We start from the raw sequence: 23,006 nt of genomic DNA, 5'->3' as shown, positions 1-23,006 counted from the left end.
GATCTCCACATCTTAATCTGAAAGGGTAGCCACCATGGCAGCCAAGGAAGTCAAGTTTTCGCGCGACGCGCGTGAGCGCATCATGAAGGGCGTCGACATCCTCGCCGATGCCGTCAAGGTCACGCTGGGCCCGAAGGGCCGCAACGTCGTGATCGACAAGTCGTTCGGTGCCCCGCGCATCACCAAGGACGGCGTTTCGGTCGCCAAGGAAATCGAACTCAAGGACAAGTTCGAGAATATGGGCGCCCAGATGGTGCGCGAAGTGGCGTCGAAGACCAACGACATCGCCGGTGACGGCACCACCACCGCGACCGTCCTCGCTCAGGCGATCGTCCGCGAGGGCATGAAGTCGGTCGCGGCCGGCATGAACCCGATGGACCTGAAGCGCGGCATCGACATTGCCGTCGCCAAGGTGACCGAGGACATCAAGTCGCGCTCGAAGCCCGTTTCGGGCAGCCAGGAAGTCGCCCAGGTCGGCATCATCTCGGCGAACGGCGACCGTGAAGTCGGCGAGAAGATCGCCGAGGCGATGGAAAAGGTCGGCAAGGAAGGCGTCATCACCGTCGAGGAGGCCAAGGGTCTCGAATTCGAACTCGACGTCGTCGAGGGCATGCAGTTCGACCGTGGTTACCTGTCGCCCTACTTCATCACCAACCCGGAGAAGATGACGGTCGAACTGAACGACCCGTACATCCTGATCCACGAGAAGAAGCTGTCGAACCTGCAGGCGATGCTCCCGATCCTGGAAGCCGTCGTCCAGTCGGGCCGTCCGCTCCTGATCATCGCCGAGGACATCGAGGGTGAGGCGCTCGCCACGCTCGTCGTCAACAAGCTGCGCGGCGGCCTGAAGGTCGCAGCGGTCAAGGCGCCGGGCTTCGGCGATCGTCGCAAGGCGATGCTGGAAGACATCGCCATCCTGACCGCGGGCGAACTGATTTCGGAAGACCTGGGCATCAAGCTCGAGTCGGTCACCGTCGGCATGCTCGGCACCGCCAAGCGCGTCACGATCGACAAGGACAACACCACCATCGTCGATGGTGCGGGTGATGCCGACGCGATCAAGGGCCGCACCGAGGCGATCCGTGCGCAGATCGAGAACACCACCAGCGATTACGACCGCGAGAAGCTCCAGGAGCGTCTGGCCAAGCTCGCTGGCGGCGTTGCCGTCATCAAGGTCGGCGGTGCGACCGAGGTCGAGGTGAAGGAGCGCAAGGACCGCGTCGACGACGCGCTGCACGCGACCCGCGCGGCCGTCGAAGAGGGCATCGTCCCCGGCGGTGGTACGGCGCTGCTGTACGCGACCAAGGCGCTGGACGGCGTCAAGGGCGTCAACGACGACCAGACCCGCGGCATCGACATCGTCCGCAAGTCGCTGACCGCGCTGGTGCGTCAGATCGCGCAGAATGCCGGTCATGACGGTGCGGTCGTGTCGGGCAAGCTGCTCGACCAGAACGACACCTCGTTCGGCTTCAACGCGTCGACCGACACCTATGAGAACCTGGTTGCGGCCGGCGTGATCGACCCCACCAAGGTCGTGCGCACCGCGCTCCAGAACGCGGCATCGGTCGCGGGCCTGCTCATCACCACGGAAGCCACCGTGGCCGAGCTGCCCGAAGACAAGTCGCCCGCCATGCCTGCCGGCGGCGGCATGGGCGGCATGGGCGGCATGGATTTCTAAGTCGGATTTTGGAGACCGGCGGGGGCGACCTCGCCGGGAACCGAACCGGCCTGTCCTTGCGGCACAGCCAAACGGAAAAGGCCCGGGGCGCGATCCCCAGGCCTTTTTTCGTGTCCTGCAACCGCCGTTCGGGGGGGGGGGGGCGGTTTTGTCTGAGGAGGACGCAGGGCGTGCACTTCGACTTCGCTCAGTGCGAACGGAGGTTGGGGGGTGGGGATGTAGTGCTGGTCGGGAGCCAGTGCTTCTCGCACCTTCCGCCCAATTCAAAGGCCTCATTCCCCCACCTCCGTTCAGCCTGAGCGAAGTCGAAGGCCAAGAGAATCCCGCGGGACAAACGGTCGGGCCTGCGCTTCGACTTCGCTCAGCGCGAACGGGCGGTGGGGCAGCCACTCTATGGACGGGGACGGAAAGCCGGAGTGCCGTTCCGATGTCGCTGACCGGGTGCAACTCGATGCGGGAGGGGCAAGACGGAGCGTCTGGATCGGCATCTCACGAAACGTCCTGCGCATCCTTGAAGGTGTCCCAACTAGGCCCCGGTCTTCGCCGAGGTCCGGCGGGTGTGGAGGGAGGAAACAAAAAAGGCGGCCGGACTTTTGCCCGACCGCCTCTCCGAAACCGGAAAACCCGAACCGCTTACGCGCCGGCGTTCTTCAGCGCCGCCTCGACGTCCTTCCAGCCGATCGCGCCCTGTACCGGCTTGCCGTTCAGCAGGAAGGTCGGGGTGCCGGTCACCGTGCCGTCGGCGCCGCGATCCTGGGTCTGCTTGGTCAGGCGGTCGATCTGGGTCATGTCGGCCAGGCACTGGCGCGCCTTGGCTTCGGGGATGCCGCGCTGCTTGACGAAGTTGATCAGGTCCATCTGTTCGGCCATCGCCTTGATCGCGTCGACCGGCTTGGCGTTCTGGAGCTGCTGCTGCATCGCGGGCGTCATCGCCTGCAGCTTGTCGTTGAAGCCCTGCTGCGCCTGGTACATCTGCTCGAGCAGCGGGAAGAAGATCGTCTCGCCCTGGCAGATGCCGAGCAGCGCGGGCGGCAGATCGGGCGCGCCGTGGATCAGGAATTCGCGGAATTCCCAGCTGACCTTGCCCGACTTGACGTAATTGTTGGTCAGCGGCTCGAAACCCTCACGCGCGAACGCGCCGCAGGCCGGGCACAGGCGCGAGCCATATTCGACCAGCTTGATGGGGGCATCCGGGTTGCCCATCACGTAACCCTCGTCGGTCTTGCGAACGACCTGGGTCCAGTCCTGGCCGGCCGGCGCGGGCACGGCGGGCAGCGGCGAGGCGGCCGGAGTGCTGCTGTTGGCGTTGCCGCTGTTGCCGCCACAAGCGGCGAGCGCCAGCGGCAGGGCGAGGAGGAGAAGGCGAGACGTCATCGACAAATGCTCCGATGGGGAAAGGGGATCAGCGGGCGCCGGCGGCGCGCAGCAGCGGTTGCAGGGCGTCCCAGGTAAAGACGCCCATGGCCTGCTTGCCGTTGATGAAGAAGCCGGGCGTGCCCTCGATCGTGTCGGGGGCGGCGGTGGTGATCGCGACCACCCGGTCGGCGGCGGCGCGGTCGGCCAGACACGCGCCGATCTGCGCATCGCTGAGGCCCCCGGCCTTGCCGATCGCGCTCAAGCCCGCGCCATCGGCCAGCGCGCGCATCTGTGCCGCCAGCGGATAGGTGCCGATACGCTGGCCATTGGCCTGTTCATAGTCCATGCCGCGCGCCAGCCACGTCTTTTGCTGCGCGGACATCGCGGTGTTCAGACTGGCGAACTTCGCCGCCCCGCCACAGCGCGCGATCAGCGCGGCGGCGAGGTCGAGCCGGTCGCGGATGAAGTGGCGGATCTCGACGCTGGTCGAACCCGATCGGACCATCTTGTCCTTCAGGACGGGCTCGGCCTTCACCGCGAAATCGGCGCAGTGCGGGCAGGTATAGCTGACATATTCGACCAGCTTCACGCGCGCCGCCGGATTGCCGATGACGTAGGTCCCGGCGGGCGTCTGGGTGACGTGGGTGGTCCAGTCGACGCCCTTGCGCTGCGCTTGGGCGGCCATGGCCGTTGCGGGGAGGGCGAGACCGAGGCCGATCGCGGCCAGCGACAGGAAAAGACGCATCACGACACCTTGGGAAGGCCGCGCGTCGCGGCGACGCCGGCGGCAAGCGATTCGAGCACGGCGCGAAGCTCCGGATCGGCGATCTGGCGCAGGCCGTCGCCCATTTCCGGCGGCACCGGCTGCGGCTTGGGTGGCGCGGCGCGGCGGGGGGCGGCCATCGGCAGTTCGCCCTGGCGAATCTGCAACCGTGCGACCGCCGGATAGCCGAAGAAGCGGTTCACCCGCTCGATGATCTCGGGCGCAATATGCTGCATCATCGGGGCGTGGGCGCCGCGCACGACCAGGGTCAGCACGCCGTTCTGCTTCTCGCCCTGCGGAAAGCGGATCGATTCGGGCGCGCTGGCGGTCGACAGGCGCGGGCCGACGATGTCGGGCCAGCGGCTGACGATCGCGCTCTGGACGAAGCCGAAGCGGCGAAAGGCCGCGCCGCCGATGGCGGGCAGCAGTTCGGACACCGCGCGGGGGCGGTTGGAACGGGGGGGCGGCTCCTGGGGGGCGCGGACGCGCTTGCTCATATCGGGCTCCATGCCATAGCGGGCGGGTGGACGCCAAGCTTTCATCATCGCCCGCCCCCTTGGACGGCGGCCCCGCCGCCCGGCTGCTCACCTGGTACGACCGTCACGCCCGCGACCTACCCTGGCGCAGCAAGCCCGGGGAGGTGCCCGACCCGTACTGTGTCTGGCTGTCCGAGGTGATGCTGCAACAGACGACGGTGGCGGCAGTCACTCCGCGCTTCACCGCCTGGGTGGCGCGCTGGCCCGATGTCGCGAGCCTCGCCGCCGCGCCGGACGAGGACATCATGGCCGCCTGGGCGGGGCTGGGCTATTATGCCCGCGCCCGCAATCTGGTGAAGGCGGCGCGGGCGGTGGTCGCCGAGCATGGCGGACGCTTTCCCGGGACCGAGGCCGAATTGCGCGAACTGCCGGGGCTGGGCGCCTATACGGCGGCGGCGGTGGCGGCGATCGCGTTCGGCGAGCGCGCGGTGGTGGTCGATTCCAATGTCGAGCGGGTGGTCGCACGCGTGTTCGCGATTCAGACGCCATTGCCCGCCGCGCGGCCCGCGATCCGGGACGCAACCGATCGCATCACCCCCGACACGCGCGCCGGTGATTTCGCGCAGGCGATGATGGACCTGGGATCGTCGATCTGCACCGTGAAGAAGCCGCAATGCCTGCTCTGTCCGATCGCGGTCGATTGCCGCGCGCGGGCCGAGGGGATTGCCGAGACATTGCCCGCCAAGGCCCCGAAGAAGAAGCGGCCCTATCGTCACGGCACCATCTTCTGGATCGAGCGGGATGGCCATGTCTGGCTGGTGCGGCGGCCGGACAAGGGCCTGCTGGGCGGCATGCGCGCGCTGCCGACCGGGCCGTGGACGGACGAGCGGCCGGGGCTCGCCGATGCGCCGGCCGAGGGGCCGTGGGTCATGCTGAACGACACGGTCGTCCATGGCTTCACCCATTTCGAGCTGGAACTCGCGCTGGCGCGGACCGGGGGCGAGCCGGCCGATCCCGATGCGGGAGAATGGTGGCCGATCAAGGATTTGGGAACTGCCGGCCTGCCTACGCTGTTCGCGCGGGCAGCCGATCGATTGAAAGGGGCCTGAGTGATGATGCGTCATGTGATATTGACGGGCGGGGCGATGCTGACCCTGCTGGGTGCCGCCGCCCCGGCGCAGGTCGCGCGCCCGGCCCAGCCAGCCCCAAAGGCGACGGCCGCCAGGCTGCCCGCGACGCAGGGGCTGTTCGACAGCTATGTCCGCTCGGGCAAGATGCCCGGCATCGTCGCGGCGATCGGCCGGCAGGGCCAGTCGCCGGTCTTCATCTCGGCCGGGCGCACCGCGCTCGCCGCCAATGCGCCCGCCGTCGGGCCGGACACGCTGTGGCGCGTCTATTCGATGACCAAGCCGGTCACCGCCATGGCGGCGATGATCCTTATCGAGGAAGGCAAGCTCGGCCTCGACCAGCCGCTGTCCGACATCTATCCCGCCTATCGGCAGATGCGGGTGCTGACCAATGCCGACACCTCGTTGGAGAGCCGGCCCGCGACCAGGCCGATCACCATCCGCAACCTGCTGACCCACACGGCGGGACTGGGGTACAGCATCACCACCAAGGGGCCGCTGCTGAAGGAATATGAGCGGCTGGGCATCGTGCCCTTCGCCGCCAATACGCAGGTGGAGGCGGCGGTGCACCGGGTCCGCCCCACGAGCCTCCAGCAATTCGCCGAGCGTGTCGCGACCCTGCCGCTGATCGCCGAGCCGGGGACGAAGTGGAGCTATTCCATCGGCCTCGACGTCATGGCGGCGGTGGTCGAGAAGGTGTCGGGCATGCCGTTCGAGCGCTTCGTCCAGACGCGTCTCTTCGATCCGCTGAAGATGAACTCCAGCTATTGGCGGGTGCCCGCATCGGCCGCCAACCGGCTGGTCACCAACTATACGTTTCTGGGCGATCAGTTGGTGCCGGTCGATCCGGGCGCGACCTCGGTTTTTCTCCAGACGCCCAGCTTTCCCTATGGCGGCGCGGGGCTGGTAATGTCGGCGCGCGACTATGACCGTTTCCTCCAGATGCTGCAGAATGGCGGCACGGTCGACGGGGCCCGCGTGATGAAGCCGGAGACGGTGAAGCTCGCCATGTCCGACCTGTTGCCCGCCGGGGTCCGCTTTGCCGGTGTATCGGGATCGACCGGGGGTAGCGGGGGCGGGGTGCCGACCGGCTATGGCGCGGGTGGATCGGTCACGCTGGCCGATACGCCGGGCGGGCCGGGCAAGGGCACATATGGCTGGGGCGGCGCGGCGGGGACGGTCGCCTATGTCGACCCGACGCGCGGGGTCCGCGGCACGATCATGGTCAATTATTTCCCCGCCGACCGCTGGCCGCTGAAGCGCGATCTGGCGGCGGCGCTCTATCAGGACATGGGGGCGGCACGCCGGTGAGTATTTTGGGTTTTACCGGCGGTCGGCTCGACCGTGCCGATCCGCTGCGGCACGACGAAGCGGGGTTCGCGGCCGCGCTGGCCGATCCGGCGGCGCGGCGGCTGGTCCTCGACGGCTATGAGCCGGCCATGGCGGACGGGCGGCTGGGCTGGACCGCGATCGACCCGGGCGACGCGGCGGAGGATCATGTCCTGCTCGGGCTGGAAGACGGCGTGCCCCATTTCGCCCGGCTGACGACCGAGCCGGCCAGCGGGCGTTCGTTCGAGATGATCGCGGCGCTACATGCGCTGGCGCCGGGCGAGGCGGCGACCTATGCGGCGGCGCGCTCGGTGCTCGACTGGCATGCGCGGCATCGTTTCTGCGCGCGCTGCGGGGCGGCGACGCATCCCTTTCGCGCGGGCTGGGGCCGGCGCTGCCCGGCGTGCGGCACCGAGCATTTTCCGCGCGTCGATCCGGTCGTGATCATGATCGCCGAGCATGACGGTCGTGCGCTGCTGGGTCGTCAGCCCGCCTTTCCGCCGGGGCGCTATTCGGCGCTGGCCGGATTTCTGGAGCCCGGCGAATCGATCGAGGAAGCGGTCGCGCGCGAGCTGTTCGAGGAAGCCGGCGTGCGGGTGCGGGATGTCCGCTACATCGCCAGCCAGCCCTGGCCGTTCCCGTCGTCGTTGATGATCGCCTGCGTCGCGACCGCGCTGGACGACCGGCTGACCATCGACCGGACCGAGCTGGAAGATGCGATCTGGGTGTCGCGCGACGAAGTGCGGGCCGCGCTGGCGGGGGACGAATCGCGCTTCGGCGTGCCGCCGGCTTACGCGATCGCGCATACGCTGTTGAGGGAATGGGCGGACGGCTGAATCAAAACCTTTCCTCCCCTTGCAGGGGAGGAAATTTGCGATCTACCCCCGCTGCCGCGCCTGGCGGTAGGTCCCCAGCAACCGCACCCATTTGCTGTGGAACCCCAGTTCCTCGATCGCGCGGTCGAACGCCGGCTCGCCCGGCCGGCCGACGACGTCGCAATAGAACTCGGTCGCCGCGAAACTGCCCCCGCGCTGATAGCTTTCCAGCTTCGTCATGTTGACGCCGTTCGTCGCGAACCCGCCCATCGCCTTGTAGAGCGCGGCGGGGATGTTCTTCACCTCGAAGATCAGGCTGGTCATCCACGGGCCCTCGCCGACCGGCGGCTGGCCGCCGCGCGCCAGCACGACGAAGCGGGTCATATTGTGTTCGCCGTCCGACACGTCCTCGGACAGCAGCGTCAGTCCGTAAAGCTCGGCCGCGCGTGGCGGGGCGAGCGCGGCGATACGGGGATCGGCCATCTCGGCGACGCGCGCGGCGGCGCCCGCCGTATCGGCATAGGCGATCGGGCGCAGGCCGTGCGCGCGCAGCCAGTGGCGGCACTGGCCCAGCGCCTGCGGATGGCTCATCACCTCGATCAGTTCGTCGCGCGTGCCCGTCGTCATCAGTGCGTGGCGGATCGACAGGAAATGCTCGCCGATGATGACCAGCCCGGATTCGGGCAGGAGGAAATGTATGTCGGCGACGCGGCCGTGCAGCGAATTCTCGATCGGGATGATCGCATGATCGACCTTGCCCGACTTCACCGCCTCCAGCGCGTCGGCGAAATCGAAGCAGGGTAGCGGCAGGCCATCCGGAAACGCCTCGATCGCGGCGACATGGCTGTTGGCGCCCGGCGCCCCCTGGAACGCGACGCCGCGCGCGGGCTCGGCCAGCGCGGCATGGGTCATCGCCTCGACGATGGGGCGGGCGGGGGCGGCGTAATTGTCCATGGCGCGGTGGCGTAAAGCGGGGGAGGCACGCGATCAAGGCGCGAACCCCGAAGCAAAACTTGCCGTCCGCGAAAGCCGCACCTAAGGTCGGCGTTCAGGAGAGATATTGGCGGGGCAGCGACAAGCGATGGACCTAAAGACCAATACGATCGCGGGATGGGTGCTTGGCGCGGCTGGTGCGGCGCTTGGACTCTCGATCGTCGGCGGCATGATCTACCATGGTGGACGTCCCGAAAAGATGGGCTACCCCATCGAAGGCGTGGAGGCCGAAGGCTCCGGCGGCGGTGCCCCCGAGGTGCCGATCGCTTCGCTTCTTCCCGGCGGTGACCCGGCCAAGGGCGCCGAAGTGTTCAAGAAATGCGCGGCGTGCCACACCATCAACCAGGGCGGCGCGAACGGCATCGGCCCCAATCTCTATGCCACGATGGGCGAGGCCATCGCGCAGGGTAAGGGCGGCTTCGCCTTCTCCGATGCGCTGAAGGCGGTCGGCGGCACCTGGGACTGGGACAAGATGAACGCGTGGCTGACCTCCCCGCGTAAATTCGCGCCCGGCACCAAGATGACCTTTGCCGGCCTGTCCAATCCGCAGGACCGCGCGAACGTGATCCTGTATCTCAACCAGCAGGGATCAAACCTGCCGCTGCCCGCCGCGCCCGCTGCCAAGGCGGAACCGGCCGCCGGCGAGGCGCCCGCCAACGCTGCCGACGCAGCGGTCCAGAAGGTCGAGGACGATCCGCGCGGCGAGACCGGCGCGATCGCCAATACCGGCACGCCGGCCAGGGGCGCGCCCTCGGTCGATCCGCAGGCCGCGATCGAAGGCGCCAAGGCGCCGCGCTGAGGCTGGTCGACATTCTCTCCATTCCTCCGCTGCAAGGGGAGGTGTCAGGCCATGGGCCTGACGGAGGGGTGTCCCCATGCGCGGGATCGATCTTAACTCACGACCGGCGACACCCCTCCGTCAAGCCTTCGGCTTGCCACCTCCCCTTGCAGGGGAGGATATGAACGATGCGGGAGTTTCTCATGGATGCGTGGCTGTCCGCCCTCGGCGTGACGCATCCTGTGTTGCAGGCCCCGATGGCGGGGGTTTCCACGCCGGCCATGGCGGCGGCGGTGAATGCGGCCGGCGGGCTGGGCGCGATCGCGCTCGGCGCCAGCGATCCGATCCAAGCGGGCGCGATGATCGCCGAGACGCGTGCGCGGACCGATCGGCCGTTCAACGTCAATCTTTTCGTCCATGCCCCGCCCCGCCGCGACCCGGTGGTGGAGGGGGCGTGGTGCGAGGCATTGCGCCCGGCCTTCGCCGAGCAGGACGCCGAGGCGCCCGCACATTTGCACGCCATCTATCCCAGCTTTGCCGAGGACGATGCGATGCTGGCGCTGTTGCTGGAGGCGCGGCCGGCGGTGGTCAGCTTTCATTTCGGCCTGCCCGACGCGGCACGCATCGCCGCGTTGAAGGAGGCGGGTTGCCTGTTGCTGGCGAGCGTGACCTCGCTCGCCGAAGCGCAGAGCGCGTGCCGGGCGGGCATCGATGTGCTGATGGCGCAAGGCTATGAGGCGGGTGGACACCGCGGCGTATTCGACCCCGACGTGCATGACGACCGGCTGGGGACGCTGGCGCTGACACGTTTGCTCGCGGTGAAGGCGGATCGCCCCGTAATCGCGGCCGGCGGCATCATGGATGGCAGCGGCGTGGCGGCGGCCCTCAGCCTGGGTGCTGCGGCGGCCCAGCTCGGCACGGCCTTTATCGCCTGCCCCGAAAGCGCGGCCGATGCGGGCTATCGCGCGGCGCTGATGGGGGAGGGGGCGGCGCATACGGTGATGACGCGCGCCATTTCGGGGCGGCCGGCGCGCTGTTTGCCCAATCGCTTCACCACACTGGGGGCGGGACTGTCGGCGCGTGTGCCCGATTATCCGGTGGCCTATGATGCGGGCAAGGCGCTGAATGCTGCGGCCAAAGCACGCGGCGAGGTCGGCTATGGCGCGCAATGGGCGGGGCAGGGGGCGCCCTTGGCGCGGGCGATGCCGGCGGGGGATTTGGTGCGCGCGATCGTCGCGGAGATGTGAGGGGCGTGGCCTTCGACTTCGCTTGGGCTGAACGGCTGAAATATTGTGCGTCCTTTAGGCCGAATGGATAACATACTGCCCCCGTTCAGCCTGAGCGAAGTCGAAGGCCACGGGCTAACCGCGCCCCTAAAGGACGAAGCCCCCACCCCGAAGAGCAGGGGCCATCATCCATTACGCCTGTTCGGCGTCCTTGCGGGCGCGTTCCTCGTAGAAGTTCCGCACCACGTCCCACGCCTCCTCGGCGGTTTCGACATAGGTGAAGATGCCGAGATCGCGCTCGGACACCACGCCCTCCTCGACCAGCGCTTCGAAATTGACGACGCGTTCCCAGAATTCGCGGCCGAACAGCAGCACCGGGATGGGCTGGATCTTGCCGGTCTGGATCAGCGTCAGCAGTTCGAACAGCTCGTCGAACGTGCCGAAGCCGCCCGGGAAAGCAGCCAGCGCGCGTGCGTGCAGCAGGAAATGCATCTTGCGCAGCGCGAAATAGTGAAACTGCAAGGACAGCGACGGCGTGACATAGGGGTTCGGCGCCTGTTCGTGCGGCAGGACAATGTTCAGGCCCACCGACTCGGCGCCGACGTCCGCCGCGCCGCGATTGGCGGCTTCCATGATCGAAGGGCCGCCGCCCGAGCACACCACGAACTGGCGCATACCCCTATCGTCGCGGGGCAGGCGGCTGGTGATCTGTGCCAGTTCGCGCGCGATGTCGTAATATTTGCTCTTGGCGACCAAATTCTCGGCGATCTTGCGCGACTTGTCGTCATGCGCCAGCTCGAGCAGCGCCTGCGCCTTGGCCGGCTCCGGAATACGCGCCGAGCCATAGAAGACGAAGGTCGAGGCGATCTTGGCCTCTTCGAGCAGCAGCTGCGCCTTCAGCAGTTCCAGCTGGAAACGGACGGGACGAAGGTCTTCGCGCAGCAGGAAGTCCATGTCCTGAAAGGCCAGCGTATAGGCGGGGCTTTCGGTCTGCGGCGTCGAGACGATCGTCTTGGCGCTTTCGGCGTCCTGGCTGGCATTGGGGAAGACGCGGTTCGGTACTTGGGTTTTATCGGTCATTTTGGATGATGTAAGGGATCGCTTCCGCTCGCGCTACCGGCAAAAGCGCGCGTTATCGTCCTCCAGATGCAAATGATTGCGGTGCGCGGCATTGTAATCCGGAGTTAAAACCGTGCCGAAGCGCTTGCAGGCCGAGGCGCGGATCGTCGCCCAGAACTGGCGGACCTGCGGATCGGTCGAATACCAGTCGTTCAGCAGCGTGATGCGCCGCCCGTCCTTCAGCACGAATCCGCCGACATCGACCGCATTGGCCAGCGCATGGCCCGAACGCCGGTCGCCGATCCGCTTGGTGCCGACGATGTTGCGACAGGCATAGGTGCCCATCCCCTCGACCTTGACCAATTGCGAGCCCAGGATCTGCCACGCGGCGGGGGCGACGGCGTTGCGCACCCATCCGGCAAAGGCGCGTGCGTTGCCGCAACGCATCGCGGTGACGCCGGTGACCGGCACGCCGATATCGGTCAGCTGCACCGTGCCGTACAGGCCGCAGCCAGGGCCAAGCTCCTTGTCCGGCAGGCGGCGATAATCGACGCCTTCGCGCCGCAGATCGGCCTCGCACTGCGCGGTCTCACGGATCGGCGGGCGATAGGGTTCGGGGCGCGAGGCCTGCTGGGTCGGCCGATCGGGACGGCCACAGGCGGAGAGCAGCGCCGCCCCCAGAATCGGAAGGGCGAGAAACAGGGGAACGCGAACCATATTTCCCCTTGTTCCCCGCCGCTTCGCGTTTGTCAGCCCCGATCAGCCATGCGGAGGCGTGTCTGCGACATGCTCCAATATGTCGCCCGGCTGGCAATCGAGCGCGGCGCAGATCGCATCCAGCGTGGTGAAGCGGATCGCCCGCGCCTTGCCGGTCTTCAGGATCGACAGATTGGCAAGCGTCAGGTCGACCCGCTCGGCCAGCTCGGTCAGCGACATGCGCCGGTCGAGCAGCAGCCGGTCGAGATTGATGCGGATCGCCATCAGATGGTCCCCTCCGCATCCTCGCGCAGCCGCACGCCCTCGCGAAAGATCTGCGCCAGCACCAGGGTCAGCAGGATCGCGAAAGCCCCATCCACACCCATCGGCTTGACCATGTCCCGCGCGTCAAAGGGCAGGATCGGCGGCAGCGCGAATTGCAGCAGATAGGCGACTGTGATGGTCCCCGCGATCCAATGCAGCCGCTTGACGTTGGCAAGGGTGAAGGGCGCGCCCGCTGCCGTGCTGCGCAACATCTGGATCAGCGGCAACAGCGCGGCCCAGGCCAGGCCCAGGGCCATCAGCATGACCGCCAGCGCGGCGGCGACCACGCCGGGGGTCTTCATGTCCAGGGCTTGCGCGTTGACATGCATCGTCCCCAATGCGCCGGGCGAGATCGCGTCGACGATCAGGACGCCGACCGATGCCAGGATGACGGCGGTGACGAATGCCAGGATGGCGAGCAGCGCGGCGTATAGGAACGTGCTGATATGGCTGGCGAAGCGTGTCATGGCGTCCTGTCCTCCCTTATCGAATCAATGTTGATATTCGATATGAAAATATCGAATATCAATCAATATAAATATCGCTAATCGATATGGGGCAGCCTTCTCATGCCTGGGGCAGCGGTTCGTGCCCGGCCTGGGCATGCGACGCCGATAGGTCGATATGTCGGCTCTGCAGCGTCGCCACGTCACTCAGCAGCCGACACGTCAGCACGGCCAGGAGCACGTCGATGCCGAGACCGGCGACCTGCGTCCAGATCGCGGGCAAAGACAGGCTTGGCGTGTTCGTCACGTTCAGAATGACGCCCGTGACATTGCCATAGACCGACATCGCGATCCAAAGGCCCCACCAGATCCACCGCCAGGTCGGAGTCGGCACCGCGCCGGGCGCGTCAGGGTCGATCGACGCACCGCGCGTTTCGCAAATCCCCCTGAATGGCATCCCCAGCGATGCGACGGGCACGAGAAACCAGCCGACATTCCAGCCGGGGTTGATCGACATCGAATCGCTCCACTGCTGCGCATTGCGATTGGTGACGTAGACCCAGCGGAGAAAGGCGACGTGAAACAGAACGCTGATCAGGAGGAATGGCATCTGTACCGGGTCGGTCGCCTCGACCGCCCGCGCGACGGCGTCCGGCGTGGCCGCGCTGCCGCCAGAGCCGCCCAACAGGTTGATCTACCAGAGATATAATCCTGTCCGGCCGAGACTTCCCAAAAGCCAGAGGCAGACGAACGGGATGGTCCAGCGCGTCAGACGCCGTGGATCGCTGAGCATACTGAAAATCCCCCATGGCATGTTCACCCGGACGCAATATTGCGTCACAACGATTGTGGTTGTCATCTTCGTTCGACATCGCTAGGGCCGTCGACGGGCCACGCGGTCCCAACGCCGCGCGTGCTCTCTGTGAGGAGAGTCTTAAATGACTGATACGACTGCCGCTGACGCCACTCTTGCGCCCGCGAAGCCCGCCACCAAACCGGCGCGTCCCTATTTTTCCAGCGGCCCCTGCGCCAAGCCTCCCGGTTGGGAAGCCGCCAAGCTCGCGACGGACAGCCTCGGGCGTTCGCATCGCTCGAAGATCGGCAAGCAGCGGCTGCAATATTGCATCGACCTGATGCGCGAGCTGCTGAAGCTCCCCGACACCCACCGCATCGGCATCGTCCCCGGCTCCGACACCGGCGCGTTCGAGATGGCGATGTGGACCATGCTGGGCGCGCGTCCGGTCACCACGCTCGCCTGGGAAAGCTTCGGCGAGGGCTGGGTGACCGACGCGGTCAAGCAGCTGAAGCTCGACCCCACTGTCCTGCGCGCCGATTACGGCCAGATCGCGGACCTGGAGGCGGTCGACTGGTCCAACGACGTGCTCTTCACCTGGAACGGCACCACCTCGGGCGTACGCGTGCCGAACGGCGACTGGATCGCCGACGACCGCGAAGGCCTGTCCTTCGCCGACGCGACAAGCGCGGTGTTCGCCTATGACCTGCCCTGGGACAAGATCGATGTCGCGACCTTCTCGTGGCAGAAGGTGCTGGGCGGCGAGGGCGCGCACGGCGTCCTGATCCTCGGACCCCGCGCGGTCGAGCGTCTGGAGACCTACACCCCCGCCTGGCCGCTGCCCAAGGTGTTCCGCCTGGTGTCGAAGGGCAAGCTGGCCGAGGGCGTGTTCAAGGGCGAGACGATCAACACCCCCTCGATGCTCGCTGTCGAGGACGCGATCTTTGCACTCGAATGGGGCAAGGGCCTGGGCGGTGCCGCGGCGCTGATCGCGCGTTCGGACGCCAATGCCGCGGCGCTGAACCGGATCGTCGAGGAGCGCGATTGGCTCGGCCATCTTGCCGCCGATCCGGCGATCCGTTCGACCACTAGCGTCTGCCTGACGGTCGAGGGCGCGGACGAGGCGGTCATCAAGAAGATGGCCTCGCTGCTCGAAGCCGAAGGCGCGTCCTATGATGTGGCGGGTTACCGCGACGCGCCCGCTGGCCTGCGCATCTGGTGCGGCGCCACGGTCGAGACCGCCGATATCGAGGCGCTCGGCCCCTGGCTCGACTGGGCCTACGCCACCGCCAAGGCGGCCTGATCCTTATTCTTCCCCCGGCCAGCGGGCCGGGGACCTTTCCCATTCCACAACCCCGGCCGTACCGGGGTGACGAGGTGAACCATGCCCAAAGTTCTCATCAGCGACAAAATGGACCCCAAGGCTGCCCAGATCTTCCGCGAGCGCGGGGTCGAGGTCGACGAAATTACCGGCAAGACGCCCGACGAGCTGAAGGCGATCATCGGCCAGTATGACGGCCTGGCGATCCGCAGCTCGACCAAGGTTACCAAGGACATCCTAGAGCACGCGACGAACCTGAAGGTCGTCGGCCGCGCCGGGATCGGTGTCGACAATGTCGACATCCCGGCCGCCAGCGCCAAGGGCGTGGTGGTGATGAACACGCCGTTCGGCAACTCGATCACCACCGCCGAACACGCCATCGCGCTGATGTTCGCGCTCGCCCGCCAGCTGCCCGAGGCCGATGCCTCGACGCAAGCGGGCAAGTGGGAGAAGAACCGCTTCATGGGCGTGGAACTCACGTCCAAGACGCTGGGCCTGATCGGCGCGGGCAATATCGGCTCGATCGTCGCCGACCGTGCGCTCGGCCTACGGATGAAGGTCGTCGCCTTCGATCCGTTCCTGACGCCCGAGCGCGCGCTGGAGATGGGCGTCGAGAAGGTCACGCTGGACGAACTGCTCGCCCGCGCCGACTTCATCACGCTGCACACGCCCTTGACCGACCAGACCCGCAACATCCTGTCGGCGGAGAATCTCGCCAAGACCAAGAAGGGCGTGCGGATCATCAACTGCGCGCGCGGCGGCCTGATCGACGAGGATGCGCTGAAGGCGGGGCTCGACTCGGGCCATATCGGCGGCGCGGCGCTCGACGTGTTCAAGGTCGAACCGGCCAAGGAAAGCCCGCTGTTCGGCACGCCCAACTTCATCTCGACCCCGCATCTGGGCGCGTCGACCACCGAAGCGCAGGTCAATGTCGCGATCCAGGTCGCCGAGCAGCTGGCGGATTATCTCGTCTCGGGCGGCGTCACCAACGCGCTCAACATGCCGAGCTTGACGGCCGAGGAAGCGCCCAAGCTGAAGCCCTATATGGCGCTGGCGGAAAAGCTGGGCAGCCTGGTCGGCCAGCTGGCGCATGGTGCGGTCACCGGTATCGCGATCGAGGCGGAGGGTGCCGCTGCTGCGCTCAACCTCAAGCCGATCACCGGAGCGGTGCTAGCGGGTTTCATGCGCGTCCATTCGGACACGGTGAACATGGTCAACGCGCCGTTCCTCGCCAAGGAGCGCGGCCTGGACGTGCGCGAAGTGCGCCATGACCGCGAGGGCGATTACCACACGCTGGTCCGCGTCACGGTGACGACGGCGGACGGCGAGCGCTCGGTCGCGGGCACGTTGTTCGGCGATCAGGCGCCGCGCCTGGTCGAACTGTTCGGCATCAAGGTCGAGGCGGATCTGGCCGGGCCGATGCTCTATGTCGTCAACGAGGACGCGCCGGGCTTCATCGGTCGCCTAGGCACGACGCTGGGCGAGGCGGGCGTCAATATCGGCACCTTCCACCTCGGCCGCCGCTCGGCGGGCGGTGAAGCGGTGCTGCTGCTCTCGGTCGACGAAGCGGTGGATGCGGAGCTGCTGGCCAAGGTCAAGGCGCTGCCGGGCGTGAAGACCGCGATGGGTCTGGCGTTCTGAACCTTTGAAGACGGCGATGCCCCCTCTCCGTGGGTGGAGAGGGGGCATAACCCTACGATGCCCAGAGGAAGCGCACCGAACTCATCGCGAGCGCGAAGAAGAAGGCATAGCCGAAGCGATCGAGCGCCACGAGCGGCGCGCCTTTGCGGACCTTCTTTCTGGCCAGAAACCACATGATCCCTCCCGCCGTGACGGGCGTGATGACGAGGTTGGCCATACGCAGCCACTCGTTCTGGATCATCAGCGCAGGCACGAGCAGCAGGCTGATCCCGCCCGCCATGCCACCCAGCAGAATATAGCCGAGCGTCTTGCGCAGCGGGCTCGCTGGCCTCGAAAACGGCGCGCCAAGGGCATGGACGCCCAGCTTTACGAGGAACTCGCCGATGAGCTGCAACAAAATCTCGCCGACAAACTGCAGGACGACCTCGAGCAGCACTTCCATTTGTCCATCCCCCGCCGGCTAGCTTCGGCCATCGTGCGTGGCGAAACGGCGGTCGTCCAGCGTGGATGTCGTGCTCAGGCTTTCGTGATTGCGAAACCGGTGCCGAGCGCCACCGCGCCGATGGCGAGTAGGATGAAGACGATCATCACCGCCCCGTCGCGCACCATCAGCGCCAGCCCGAAGGTCGCGATCGCCGCCATCGGCGCGGTCGTCGCGAGCGGCAGGAGTTCGAGTGGCGGCACCGTCAGCGCGAGCAGGATGCACGCCACCGCCGCGACGCGGACGAACGGCCCCTTGGTCAGCGCAGGCAGCCGTCCGTGGAACCAGCGATCCGCCCAGGCGGCGGGCTTTTTGGCCTTGTCGACGATCTTGCACACCGTCTTGCTCGCCAGCGAACGGCGGGCGAGAAACCCCGGCACCCAGAGATGATCGCGCCCCAGCGCCAGTTGCACCGCGATCAGGATGATGATCGCCGCCAAGACCGTGGGCAGCCCGGGGATCGACCCGACCGGCGAGATGTCGATCAGCGCGGGTAGGAGCAGGAACGGCCCAAACGAGCGTCCGCCGATCGCCTCGATGACATCGCCCAACTTCACCCGATCCTGCTTGTCGGCAAGATCCTTCAAAATCTTGAGAATGTCTTCGATGCTGCTGGGGGCGTCCGACATCATGGGCAAACGGCATCGCGGCGATCGGGTTCCGCCGGCCGCCATGCCGTCCGGCGCGCCATGCGGGGCGAACGAGGTTGACGCGGTGAGGCCGGACGGCCAAGCACCCCGTCGAACACCGTCCGTTTCATGGATCAGGCCCGATGACCGCGCTCCTTCCCGAAGGCTATCACGACCGTCTTCCCCCGTATGCCGATGCCGCCGCGTCGGTCGAGGCGCGGGTGCTGGAGGCGGCGCGGCTGCACGGTTATGAGCGTGCCGATCCGCCGTCGATTGAATTCGCCGAGGCGCTGGGCTCGCGGTTGAAGGCGGGCGGGCTGCATGACGCGGTGCGCTTCGTCGATCCGGTGTCGCAGCGTACGCTCGCCATCCGGCCCGACCTGACCGCGCAGGTCGCGCGGATCGCCGCCACGCGCATGGGGCATCACCCGCGCCCGGTGCGGCTGTCCTATGCGGGCACCGTTGTCCGCCTGCGCGGTTCCGAACTGGCGCCCGCGCGCGAGTGGCGGCAGATCGGGGCGGAGTTGATCGGGCTCGACTCGACGGCGGCGGCGACGGAAGTCGTGCGCGTGGCGGTCGAGGCTTTGGTCGCGGCGGGCACGACCGGCATTTCGATCGACTTCACGCTGCCCGATCTGGTCGACCTGCTCGCCGCCGGACCGCTGCCCGTCGCGGCCGATCAGGTGGCGGCCTTGCGCGACCGGCTCGACGCCAAGGATGCGGGCGGGGTCGCGGCGATCGCGCCGGACTATCTGCCTTTGGTCGAGGCCGCCGGGCCGTTCGCGACCGCGATGGAGCGGCTGCGCGCCTTCGACGCGCAAGGCGTGCTCGCCAGCCGCCTCGATGCACTGGAGGCGATCGCGGCCGCGCTGGGGGAGGGGGTGTCGATGACGCTCGACCCCACCGAGCGGCATGGCTTCGAGTTCCAGAGCTGGCTGGGCTTCTCGCTGTTCGTCGCCGGTCCTCCGCGTGAGGTCGGGCGTGGTGGCACCTACACCATCTTCCACGAGGATGGCGCCGAGGAAAAGGCCACCGGCTTCTCGCTCTACGCCGACGCGATCGTCGCCACCGCCCCGCCGACCGAGCGGCGGCGGCTGTTCCTACCCTTCGGCACCGCGCCTGAAACGGGCGCATCGCTCCGGGGGCAGGGCTGGGTGACGGTGCAGGCGCTGGAGGCGGGCGACACGCCCGAAGCGCAGCTGTGCACTCATATTCTGGCGGACGGTCAGCCGACCGCCATCGCCGGTTGACATACGGGGCCGCGTCCCGCTAGGCGCGCCCCGCACATTATTGGAAACCCCCATCCGCCGAGTCCTGTCGAAGGGCGCATGGGGCCCGTCCGGCAGGCGGAGCATAGCATCCATGGCAAATGTAGCAGTCATCGGCGCACAATGGGGCGACGAAGGCAAGGGCAAGATCGTCGACTGGCTGGCCGAACGCGCCGACATGGTCGTCCGCTTCCAGGGCGGGCATAATGCCGGTCACACGCTGGTCGTCGGCGAGAATGTCTACAAGCTGTCGTTGCTGCCTTCGGGCATCGTGCGCGGCACCCCCAGCGTCATCGGCAACGGCGTCGTCCTCGATCCTTGGGCGCTGAAGGCGGAGATCGAGCGGCTGGCCGAGCAGGGCGTCCATGCCTCGCCCGAGACGCTACGCGTTGCCGACAATTGCCCGCTGATCCTGCCGATCCACCGCGATCTCGATGGTCTGCGCGAGGACGCCAGCGGGGCGGGCAAGATCGGCACGACGCGGCGCGGTATCGGCCCGGCCTATGAGGACAAGGTCGGTCGCCGCGCGATCCGCGTATGCGATCTGGCACATCTGGACGACCTGGGGTCGCAGCTCGACCGCCTGTGCGCGCACCACGACGCGCTGCGCGCCGGGTTCGGCGAGCCGCCGGTCGATCGCGAGCGGCTGCTGGCCGATCTGCGCGAGATCGCCGCGTTCGTCCTGCCCTTCGCCAAGCCGGTGTGGCGCGACCTCAACGAGGCGCGGACCGGCGGCAAGCGTATCCTGTTCGAGGGCGCGCAGGGCGTGCTGCTCGACATCGACCACGGCACCTATCCCTTCGTCACTTCGTCCAACACCATCGCGGGTGCGGCGGCGGGCGGCTCGGGCCTGGGACCGTCGGGCGTCGGCTTCGTGCTGGGCATCGCCAAGGCGTACACCACCCGCGTCGGCTCGGGGCCTTTCCCGACCGAGCTGGAGGACGAAACCGGCCAGCGCCTGGGCGAGCGCGGGCATGAGTTCGGCACCGTCACGGGCCGCAAGCGCCGCTGCGGCTGGTTCGACTCGGTGCTGGTGCGCCAGTCGGCGGCGGTCGGCGGCATCACCGGCATCGCGCTGACCAAGATCGACGTGCTCGACGGGTTCGACGAGGTGAAGATCTGCGTCGGCTACAAACTGGGCGACGAGACGCTCGACTATTACCCGACCCATGCGGCGGATCAGGCCAAGGTCGTCCCCGTCTATGAGACGATGGAAGGCTGGCAGGAATCCACCGCCGGTGCGCGTAGCTGGGCCGATCTGCCCGCCCAGGCGATCAAATATATCCGGCGGATCGAGGAGCTGATCCGTTGCCCTGTGGCGCTGGTGTCGACCAGCCCCGAGCGCGAGGATACGATCTTGGTTCGCGATCCGTTTGCGGATTGATTTGCGAGGCCCCGGCGACAGTCGGGGCCTTTTTTGTGATGACGTCAATTTGGCCTATTCCGTCATTGCGAGCGTAGCGAAGCAATCCAGGGCGTCTTGCCAGGACACTGGATTGCTTCGCTACGCTCGCAATGACAAATCCTTCCATGTCATCCTTGTCTGAATGCCACGCCCCGAACCCAAACAAAAGGCCCGGCCGCTCACGCGACCGGGCCTTTGCCGTAGTGACGAACCCGAAAGGGTTACATGCCGCCGCTGCTACCCGGGGGCGTGGTGGTGCCGCCGGTGGTGCCGCTGCCCATCGAACCGCTGGTCGTCGGATCGCTGCCGAGCGTGCCGCTGCCGGTGGTCGTCGACGAACCCGTCGTATCCGGCATGGTCGACGGCGTGTTGACCGTGCTGTCGGGCGTGGTGGTCCGGCTGCGGTTCTTGCTACGCGTCGTCGAGCGGGTGGTGGTGCTCGGCGTCGTGGTCATCGTGTCGGGCTGACCCATGGTGGTCTGGCCCGGCATGGTGCCGGTCTGTCCCGGCATCTGCCCGGGCATCGTCTGGCCGGTCGTGGTGCCGGTCTGCCCCGACATGCCACCCGTGGTGCCGCCGGTCATCTGCGCGAAACCCGCAGCCGGGATCAAAAGGGCACCGGCGGCGATCATATGCATGTAACGCATCGAATCTCTCCTGCTTTGTTCTCGTAATAGTTAACGAGGCAGGAGAACGTCCGTTCCTCCATTTAACCACATTGACCGCGATGAAGCAACGCCTGATCGGCTAAAACCAGCGCGACCATCGCCTCGACCACCGGAACGCCGCGAATGCCGACGCAGGGGTCATGGCGGCCCTTGGTGGCGATCTGCGTCTCTTCGCCGGTGCGGGTGATGGTGTCGACCGGGGTCAGGATCGAGCTGGTCGGCTTGAACGCGACGCGCATCGTGACGGGCTGGCCGGTGGCGATGCCGCCAGCGATGCCGCCCGCATGATTGGCCAGGAAGCGAGGGCCGCCATTGCCGGCGCGCATCGGATCGGCATTCTGCTCGCCGGTCAGCGCGGCGGCGGCGAAACCGTCGCCGATCTCGAAGCCCTTGACCGCATTGATGCTCATACAGGCCGAGGCGAGTTCGCTGTCCAGCTTGGCATAGAGCGGCGCGCCCCATCCGGCGGGCACGCCGGTCGCTTCACAGGCGACGACCGCGCCGACGGAGGAGCCGGACTTGCGCGCACTGTCGACGATCGCTTCCCAGCGTTCGGCCGCCGCCGCGTCGGGGCAGAAGAAGGGGTTGGCGTCGATCTGCGCATCGTCGAACACCTCATAATCGATACGGTCGCCGCCGATCGACTCGACCCAGGCGCGGATACGGACCTGTGGGATCACCGCGCGCGCGACCGCGCCCGCCGCGACCCGTGCCGCCGTCTCGCGCGCCGAGGAGCGCCCGCCGCCGCGATAGTCGCGAAAGCCGTATTTGGCGTCATAGGCGTAATCGGCATGGCCGGGGCGATAGGCGAGCGCGACGTTCGAATAGTCCTTGGACCGCTGGTCGACATTCTCGATCATCAGGCTGATCGGGGTGCCGGTCGTCTTCCCCTCGAACACGCCCGACAGGATGCGGACCTGATCGGGCTCGCGGCGCTGGGTCGTGAATCGGCTGGTGCCCGGACGGCGCTTGTCGAGCCAGGGCTGGATGTGCTCTTCGGAGAGCGCGATGCCCGGCGGGCACCCGTCGACCACTGCGCCCAGCGCGGGCCCATGGCTCTCGCCCCAGGTGGTGAAGCGGAACAGGCGGCCGAAACTGTTGAAGCTCACGCAGCGTCTCCCAGCCGGGCAAAGGCCGGCGCATGTGTGGCGGCCCCGCGCACGCCGCAGGGGATCAGGCCGCCCTGGAGCGGGGCAGCGAGGAAATACTCACCCGCATAGGGGCTGTCGAAACCGCTCGCGACATCGGCCGCGAAGCCGAACCGCCCGTAAAAAGCAGGATCGCCGAGCGCGAAGCAGAGCACGACGCCTTCCTTCTCCAGCCGTTCCAGTCCGGCGGCGACCAGTGCCTCGCCGACGCCCTGCTGTCGCCACTCGCGCGCGACGGCGATGGGGGCGAGGGCGACCGAATTGATCGGCTTGCCGCCGATTTCGACGGCCATGCGGCTGAACGCGATCGCGCCGATCAGGGCGTCCGTGGCCTCGTCGATCGCGACCAGCATCAGCACCATGTCGCCCTCGACGCACAGGTCGCGGACGAGCACGGCTTCCGCAGGGGCGGGGAAGCTGGCGACGAGCAACGCGTCGAGCGCGGCGACGTCGGCCCCTTGCGCGGGGCGGATGGTGATGGCGGCGGTAGGCTGGTCGGACATGGCTTGGTCTTTAGCGTCGCCGGAGCGCAAGGCGCGATAGATAATGTTGGCCGCCCATTCCTCCCCTGGAAGGGGAGGTGGCA

Annotated in this window: 24 protein-coding genes; 10 read left to right on the top strand and 14 right to left on the bottom strand. The window is 67.4% G+C overall.

Annotated elements, in window-relative coordinates; translation table 11 throughout:
- The first annotated feature begins 34 nt into the window (after window positions 1-34).
- Window positions 35-1,678, top strand: a complete 1,644-nt coding sequence (gene groL, locus ACQHGV_RS11880; RefSeq protein ID WP_312489483.1) for a chaperonin GroEL — start codon at window positions 35-37, stop codon at window positions 1,676-1,678.
- Between the two features lie 633 nt (window positions 1,679-2,311).
- Here groL and ACQHGV_RS11875 read toward each other — a convergent pair.
- From ACQHGV_RS11875 to ACQHGV_RS11865, 3 genes are read right to left on the bottom strand one after another with little or no spacing between them, the layout of a single operon-like run.
- Window positions 2,312-3,052 carry a DsbA family protein gene (locus tag ACQHGV_RS11875; RefSeq protein WP_440978336.1) on the bottom strand — a complete coding sequence of 247 codons (741 nt, stop codon included), beginning with the start codon at window positions 3,050-3,052 and terminating at the stop codon, window positions 2,312-2,314.
- Between the two features lie 28 nt (window positions 3,053-3,080).
- A complete protein-coding gene (locus ACQHGV_RS11870; RefSeq protein WP_440978335.1) occupies window positions 3,081-3,779 on the bottom strand; it encodes a thioredoxin domain-containing protein in 699 nt (232 codons plus the stop codon).
- The gene (locus tag ACQHGV_RS11865; protein WP_440980197.1) at window positions 3,779-4,339 is read right to left on the bottom strand and encodes a DUF721 domain-containing protein; all 561 of its coding nucleotides are present in this window, start codon (window positions 4,337-4,339) and stop codon (window positions 3,779-3,781) included. Before ACQHGV_RS11865 ends, ACQHGV_RS11870 begins: the two co-directional genes overlap by 1 nt.
- On the opposite strand from ACQHGV_RS11865, the gene mutY reads away from it, so the two are divergent.
- Genes mutY through nudC form a run of 3 tightly spaced genes read left to right on the top strand, consistent with a single transcriptional unit; the run spans window position 4,321 to window position 7,565 of the window.
- Window positions 4,321-5,382 carry an A/G-specific adenine glycosylase gene (gene mutY / locus ACQHGV_RS11860; protein ID WP_440978334.1) on the top strand — a complete coding sequence of 354 codons (1,062 nt, stop codon included), beginning with the start codon at window positions 4,321-4,323 and terminating at the stop codon, window positions 5,380-5,382. The two genes, ACQHGV_RS11865 and mutY, sit on opposite strands and share 19 nt — an antisense overlap.
- Before the next feature lie 3 nt (window positions 5,383-5,385).
- Window positions 5,386-6,711 carry a serine hydrolase domain-containing protein gene (locus tag ACQHGV_RS11855; protein WP_440978333.1) on the top strand — a complete coding sequence of 442 codons (1,326 nt, stop codon included), beginning with the start codon at window positions 5,386-5,388 and terminating at the stop codon, window positions 6,709-6,711.
- Window positions 6,708-7,565: an NAD(+) diphosphatase gene (gene nudC / locus ACQHGV_RS11850; protein WP_440978332.1), complete on the top strand. Its 858-nt coding sequence runs from the start codon at window positions 6,708-6,710 to the stop codon at window positions 7,563-7,565. Before ACQHGV_RS11855 ends, nudC begins: the two co-directional genes overlap by 4 nt.
- Before the next feature lie 42 nt (window positions 7,566-7,607).
- Here the strand turns inward: nudC and ACQHGV_RS11845 are convergent, their stop codons facing one another.
- Window positions 7,608-8,498: a prephenate dehydratase gene (locus tag ACQHGV_RS11845; RefSeq protein WP_440978331.1), complete on the bottom strand. Its 891-nt coding sequence runs from the start codon at window positions 8,496-8,498 to the stop codon at window positions 7,608-7,610.
- A gap of 127 nt (window positions 8,499-8,625) precedes the next feature.
- Here ACQHGV_RS11845 and ACQHGV_RS11840 point away from each other — a divergent pair, with 127 nt between their 5' ends.
- Together ACQHGV_RS11840 and ACQHGV_RS11835 are read left to right on the top strand one after the other, a co-directional pair.
- Entirely contained in the window at window positions 8,626-9,336 is a 711-nt protein-coding gene (locus ACQHGV_RS11840; protein WP_440978330.1) for a c-type cytochrome, read from the top strand.
- A gap of 167 nt (window positions 9,337-9,503) precedes the next feature.
- Window positions 9,504-10,562, top strand: coding sequence for an NAD(P)H-dependent flavin oxidoreductase (locus ACQHGV_RS11835; RefSeq protein WP_440978329.1), 1,059 nt, complete (start codon window positions 9,504-9,506; stop codon window positions 10,560-10,562).
- Window positions 10,563-10,733: 171 nt separating this feature from the next.
- On the opposite strand, the gene ACQHGV_RS11830 is transcribed toward ACQHGV_RS11835, so the two are convergent.
- From ACQHGV_RS11830 to ACQHGV_RS11810, 5 genes are all read right to left on the bottom strand, one after another.
- Entirely contained in the window at window positions 10,734-11,621 is an 888-nt protein-coding gene (locus ACQHGV_RS11830; protein ID WP_183950404.1) for an LOG family protein, read from the bottom strand.
- Window positions 11,622-11,654: 33 nt separating this feature from the next.
- Window positions 11,655-12,317, bottom strand: coding sequence for an extensin family protein (locus ACQHGV_RS11825; protein ID WP_440978328.1), 663 nt, complete (start codon window positions 12,315-12,317; stop codon window positions 11,655-11,657).
- Between the two features lie 42 nt (window positions 12,318-12,359).
- A complete protein-coding gene (locus ACQHGV_RS11820) occupies window positions 12,360-12,581 on the bottom strand; it encodes a helix-turn-helix domain-containing protein (protein ID WP_409787373.1) in 222 nt (73 codons plus the stop codon).
- A complete protein-coding gene (locus ACQHGV_RS11815) occupies window positions 12,581-13,087 on the bottom strand; it encodes a DUF2975 domain-containing protein (RefSeq protein ID WP_440978327.1) in 507 nt (168 codons plus the stop codon). The genes ACQHGV_RS11820 and ACQHGV_RS11815 overlap by 1 nt, the downstream gene beginning before the upstream one ends.
- Before the next feature lie 100 nt (window positions 13,088-13,187).
- Entirely contained in the window at window positions 13,188-13,751 is a 564-nt protein-coding gene (locus tag ACQHGV_RS11810; protein ID WP_440978326.1) for a DUF4328 domain-containing protein, read from the bottom strand.
- Between the two features lie 253 nt (window positions 13,752-14,004).
- Between ACQHGV_RS11810 and ACQHGV_RS11805 the strand changes: the two genes are divergently transcribed.
- Both ACQHGV_RS11805 and serA read left to right on the top strand, forming a co-directional pair.
- Window positions 14,005-15,162 carry a phosphoserine transaminase gene (locus tag ACQHGV_RS11805; protein ID WP_440978325.1) on the top strand — a complete coding sequence of 386 codons (1,158 nt, stop codon included), beginning with the start codon at window positions 14,005-14,007 and terminating at the stop codon, window positions 15,160-15,162.
- Window positions 15,163-15,243: 81 nt separating this feature from the next.
- A complete protein-coding gene (serA, locus tag ACQHGV_RS11800) occupies window positions 15,244-16,821 on the top strand; it encodes a phosphoglycerate dehydrogenase (RefSeq protein WP_183950410.1) in 1,578 nt (525 codons plus the stop codon).
- A gap of 52 nt (window positions 16,822-16,873) precedes the next feature.
- On the opposite strand, the gene ACQHGV_RS11795 is transcribed toward serA, so the two are convergent.
- Both ACQHGV_RS11795 and ACQHGV_RS11790 read right to left on the bottom strand, forming a co-directional pair.
- The gene (locus ACQHGV_RS11795; RefSeq protein WP_183950411.1) at window positions 16,874-17,263 is read right to left on the bottom strand and encodes a hypothetical protein; all 390 of its coding nucleotides are present in this window, start codon (window positions 17,261-17,263) and stop codon (window positions 16,874-16,876) included.
- A gap of 74 nt (window positions 17,264-17,337) precedes the next feature.
- Window positions 17,338-17,934 carry an exopolysaccharide biosynthesis protein gene (locus ACQHGV_RS11790; RefSeq protein ID WP_440978324.1) on the bottom strand — a complete coding sequence of 199 codons (597 nt, stop codon included), beginning with the start codon at window positions 17,932-17,934 and terminating at the stop codon, window positions 17,338-17,340.
- 140 nt (window positions 17,935-18,074) lie between these two features.
- On the opposite strand from ACQHGV_RS11790, the gene ACQHGV_RS11785 reads away from it, so the two are divergent.
- Both ACQHGV_RS11785 and ACQHGV_RS11780 read left to right on the top strand, forming a co-directional pair.
- Entirely contained in the window at window positions 18,075-19,181 is a 1,107-nt protein-coding gene (locus tag ACQHGV_RS11785) for an ATP phosphoribosyltransferase regulatory subunit (protein WP_440978323.1), read from the top strand.
- A gap of 112 nt (window positions 19,182-19,293) precedes the next feature.
- A complete protein-coding gene (locus tag ACQHGV_RS11780; RefSeq protein WP_440978322.1) occupies window positions 19,294-20,583 on the top strand; it encodes an adenylosuccinate synthase in 1,290 nt (429 codons plus the stop codon).
- Between the two features lie 242 nt (window positions 20,584-20,825).
- Here the strand turns inward: ACQHGV_RS11780 and ACQHGV_RS11775 are convergent, their stop codons facing one another.
- The 3 genes from ACQHGV_RS11775 to ACQHGV_RS11765 all read right to left on the bottom strand — a co-directional run bounded on the left by ACQHGV_RS11775 (window position 20,826) and on the right by ACQHGV_RS11765 (window position 22,923).
- Window positions 20,826-21,251 carry a hypothetical protein gene (locus tag ACQHGV_RS11775; protein ID WP_409787360.1) on the bottom strand — a complete coding sequence of 142 codons (426 nt, stop codon included), beginning with the start codon at window positions 21,249-21,251 and terminating at the stop codon, window positions 20,826-20,828.
- A 62-nt stretch (window positions 21,252-21,313) separates the two neighbouring features.
- Complete coding sequence (gene aroC, locus ACQHGV_RS11770) at window positions 21,314-22,381, bottom strand: chorismate synthase (RefSeq protein ID WP_440978321.1); 1,068 nt, start codon at window positions 22,379-22,381, stop codon at window positions 21,314-21,316.
- Window positions 22,378-22,923, bottom strand: coding sequence for a GNAT family N-acetyltransferase (locus ACQHGV_RS11765; RefSeq protein WP_440978320.1), 546 nt, complete (start codon window positions 22,921-22,923; stop codon window positions 22,378-22,380). Before ACQHGV_RS11765 ends, aroC begins: the two co-directional genes overlap by 4 nt.
- Window positions 22,924-23,006 lie beyond the last annotated feature (83 nt).

The organism is Sphingomonas pseudosanguinis (assembly GCF_052056765.1).
GTDB classification, from domain to species: domain Bacteria; phylum Pseudomonadota; class Alphaproteobacteria; order Sphingomonadales; family Sphingomonadaceae; genus Sphingomonas; species Sphingomonas pseudosanguinis.
This window is presented reverse-complemented; position numbering and strand designations above follow the sequence as displayed.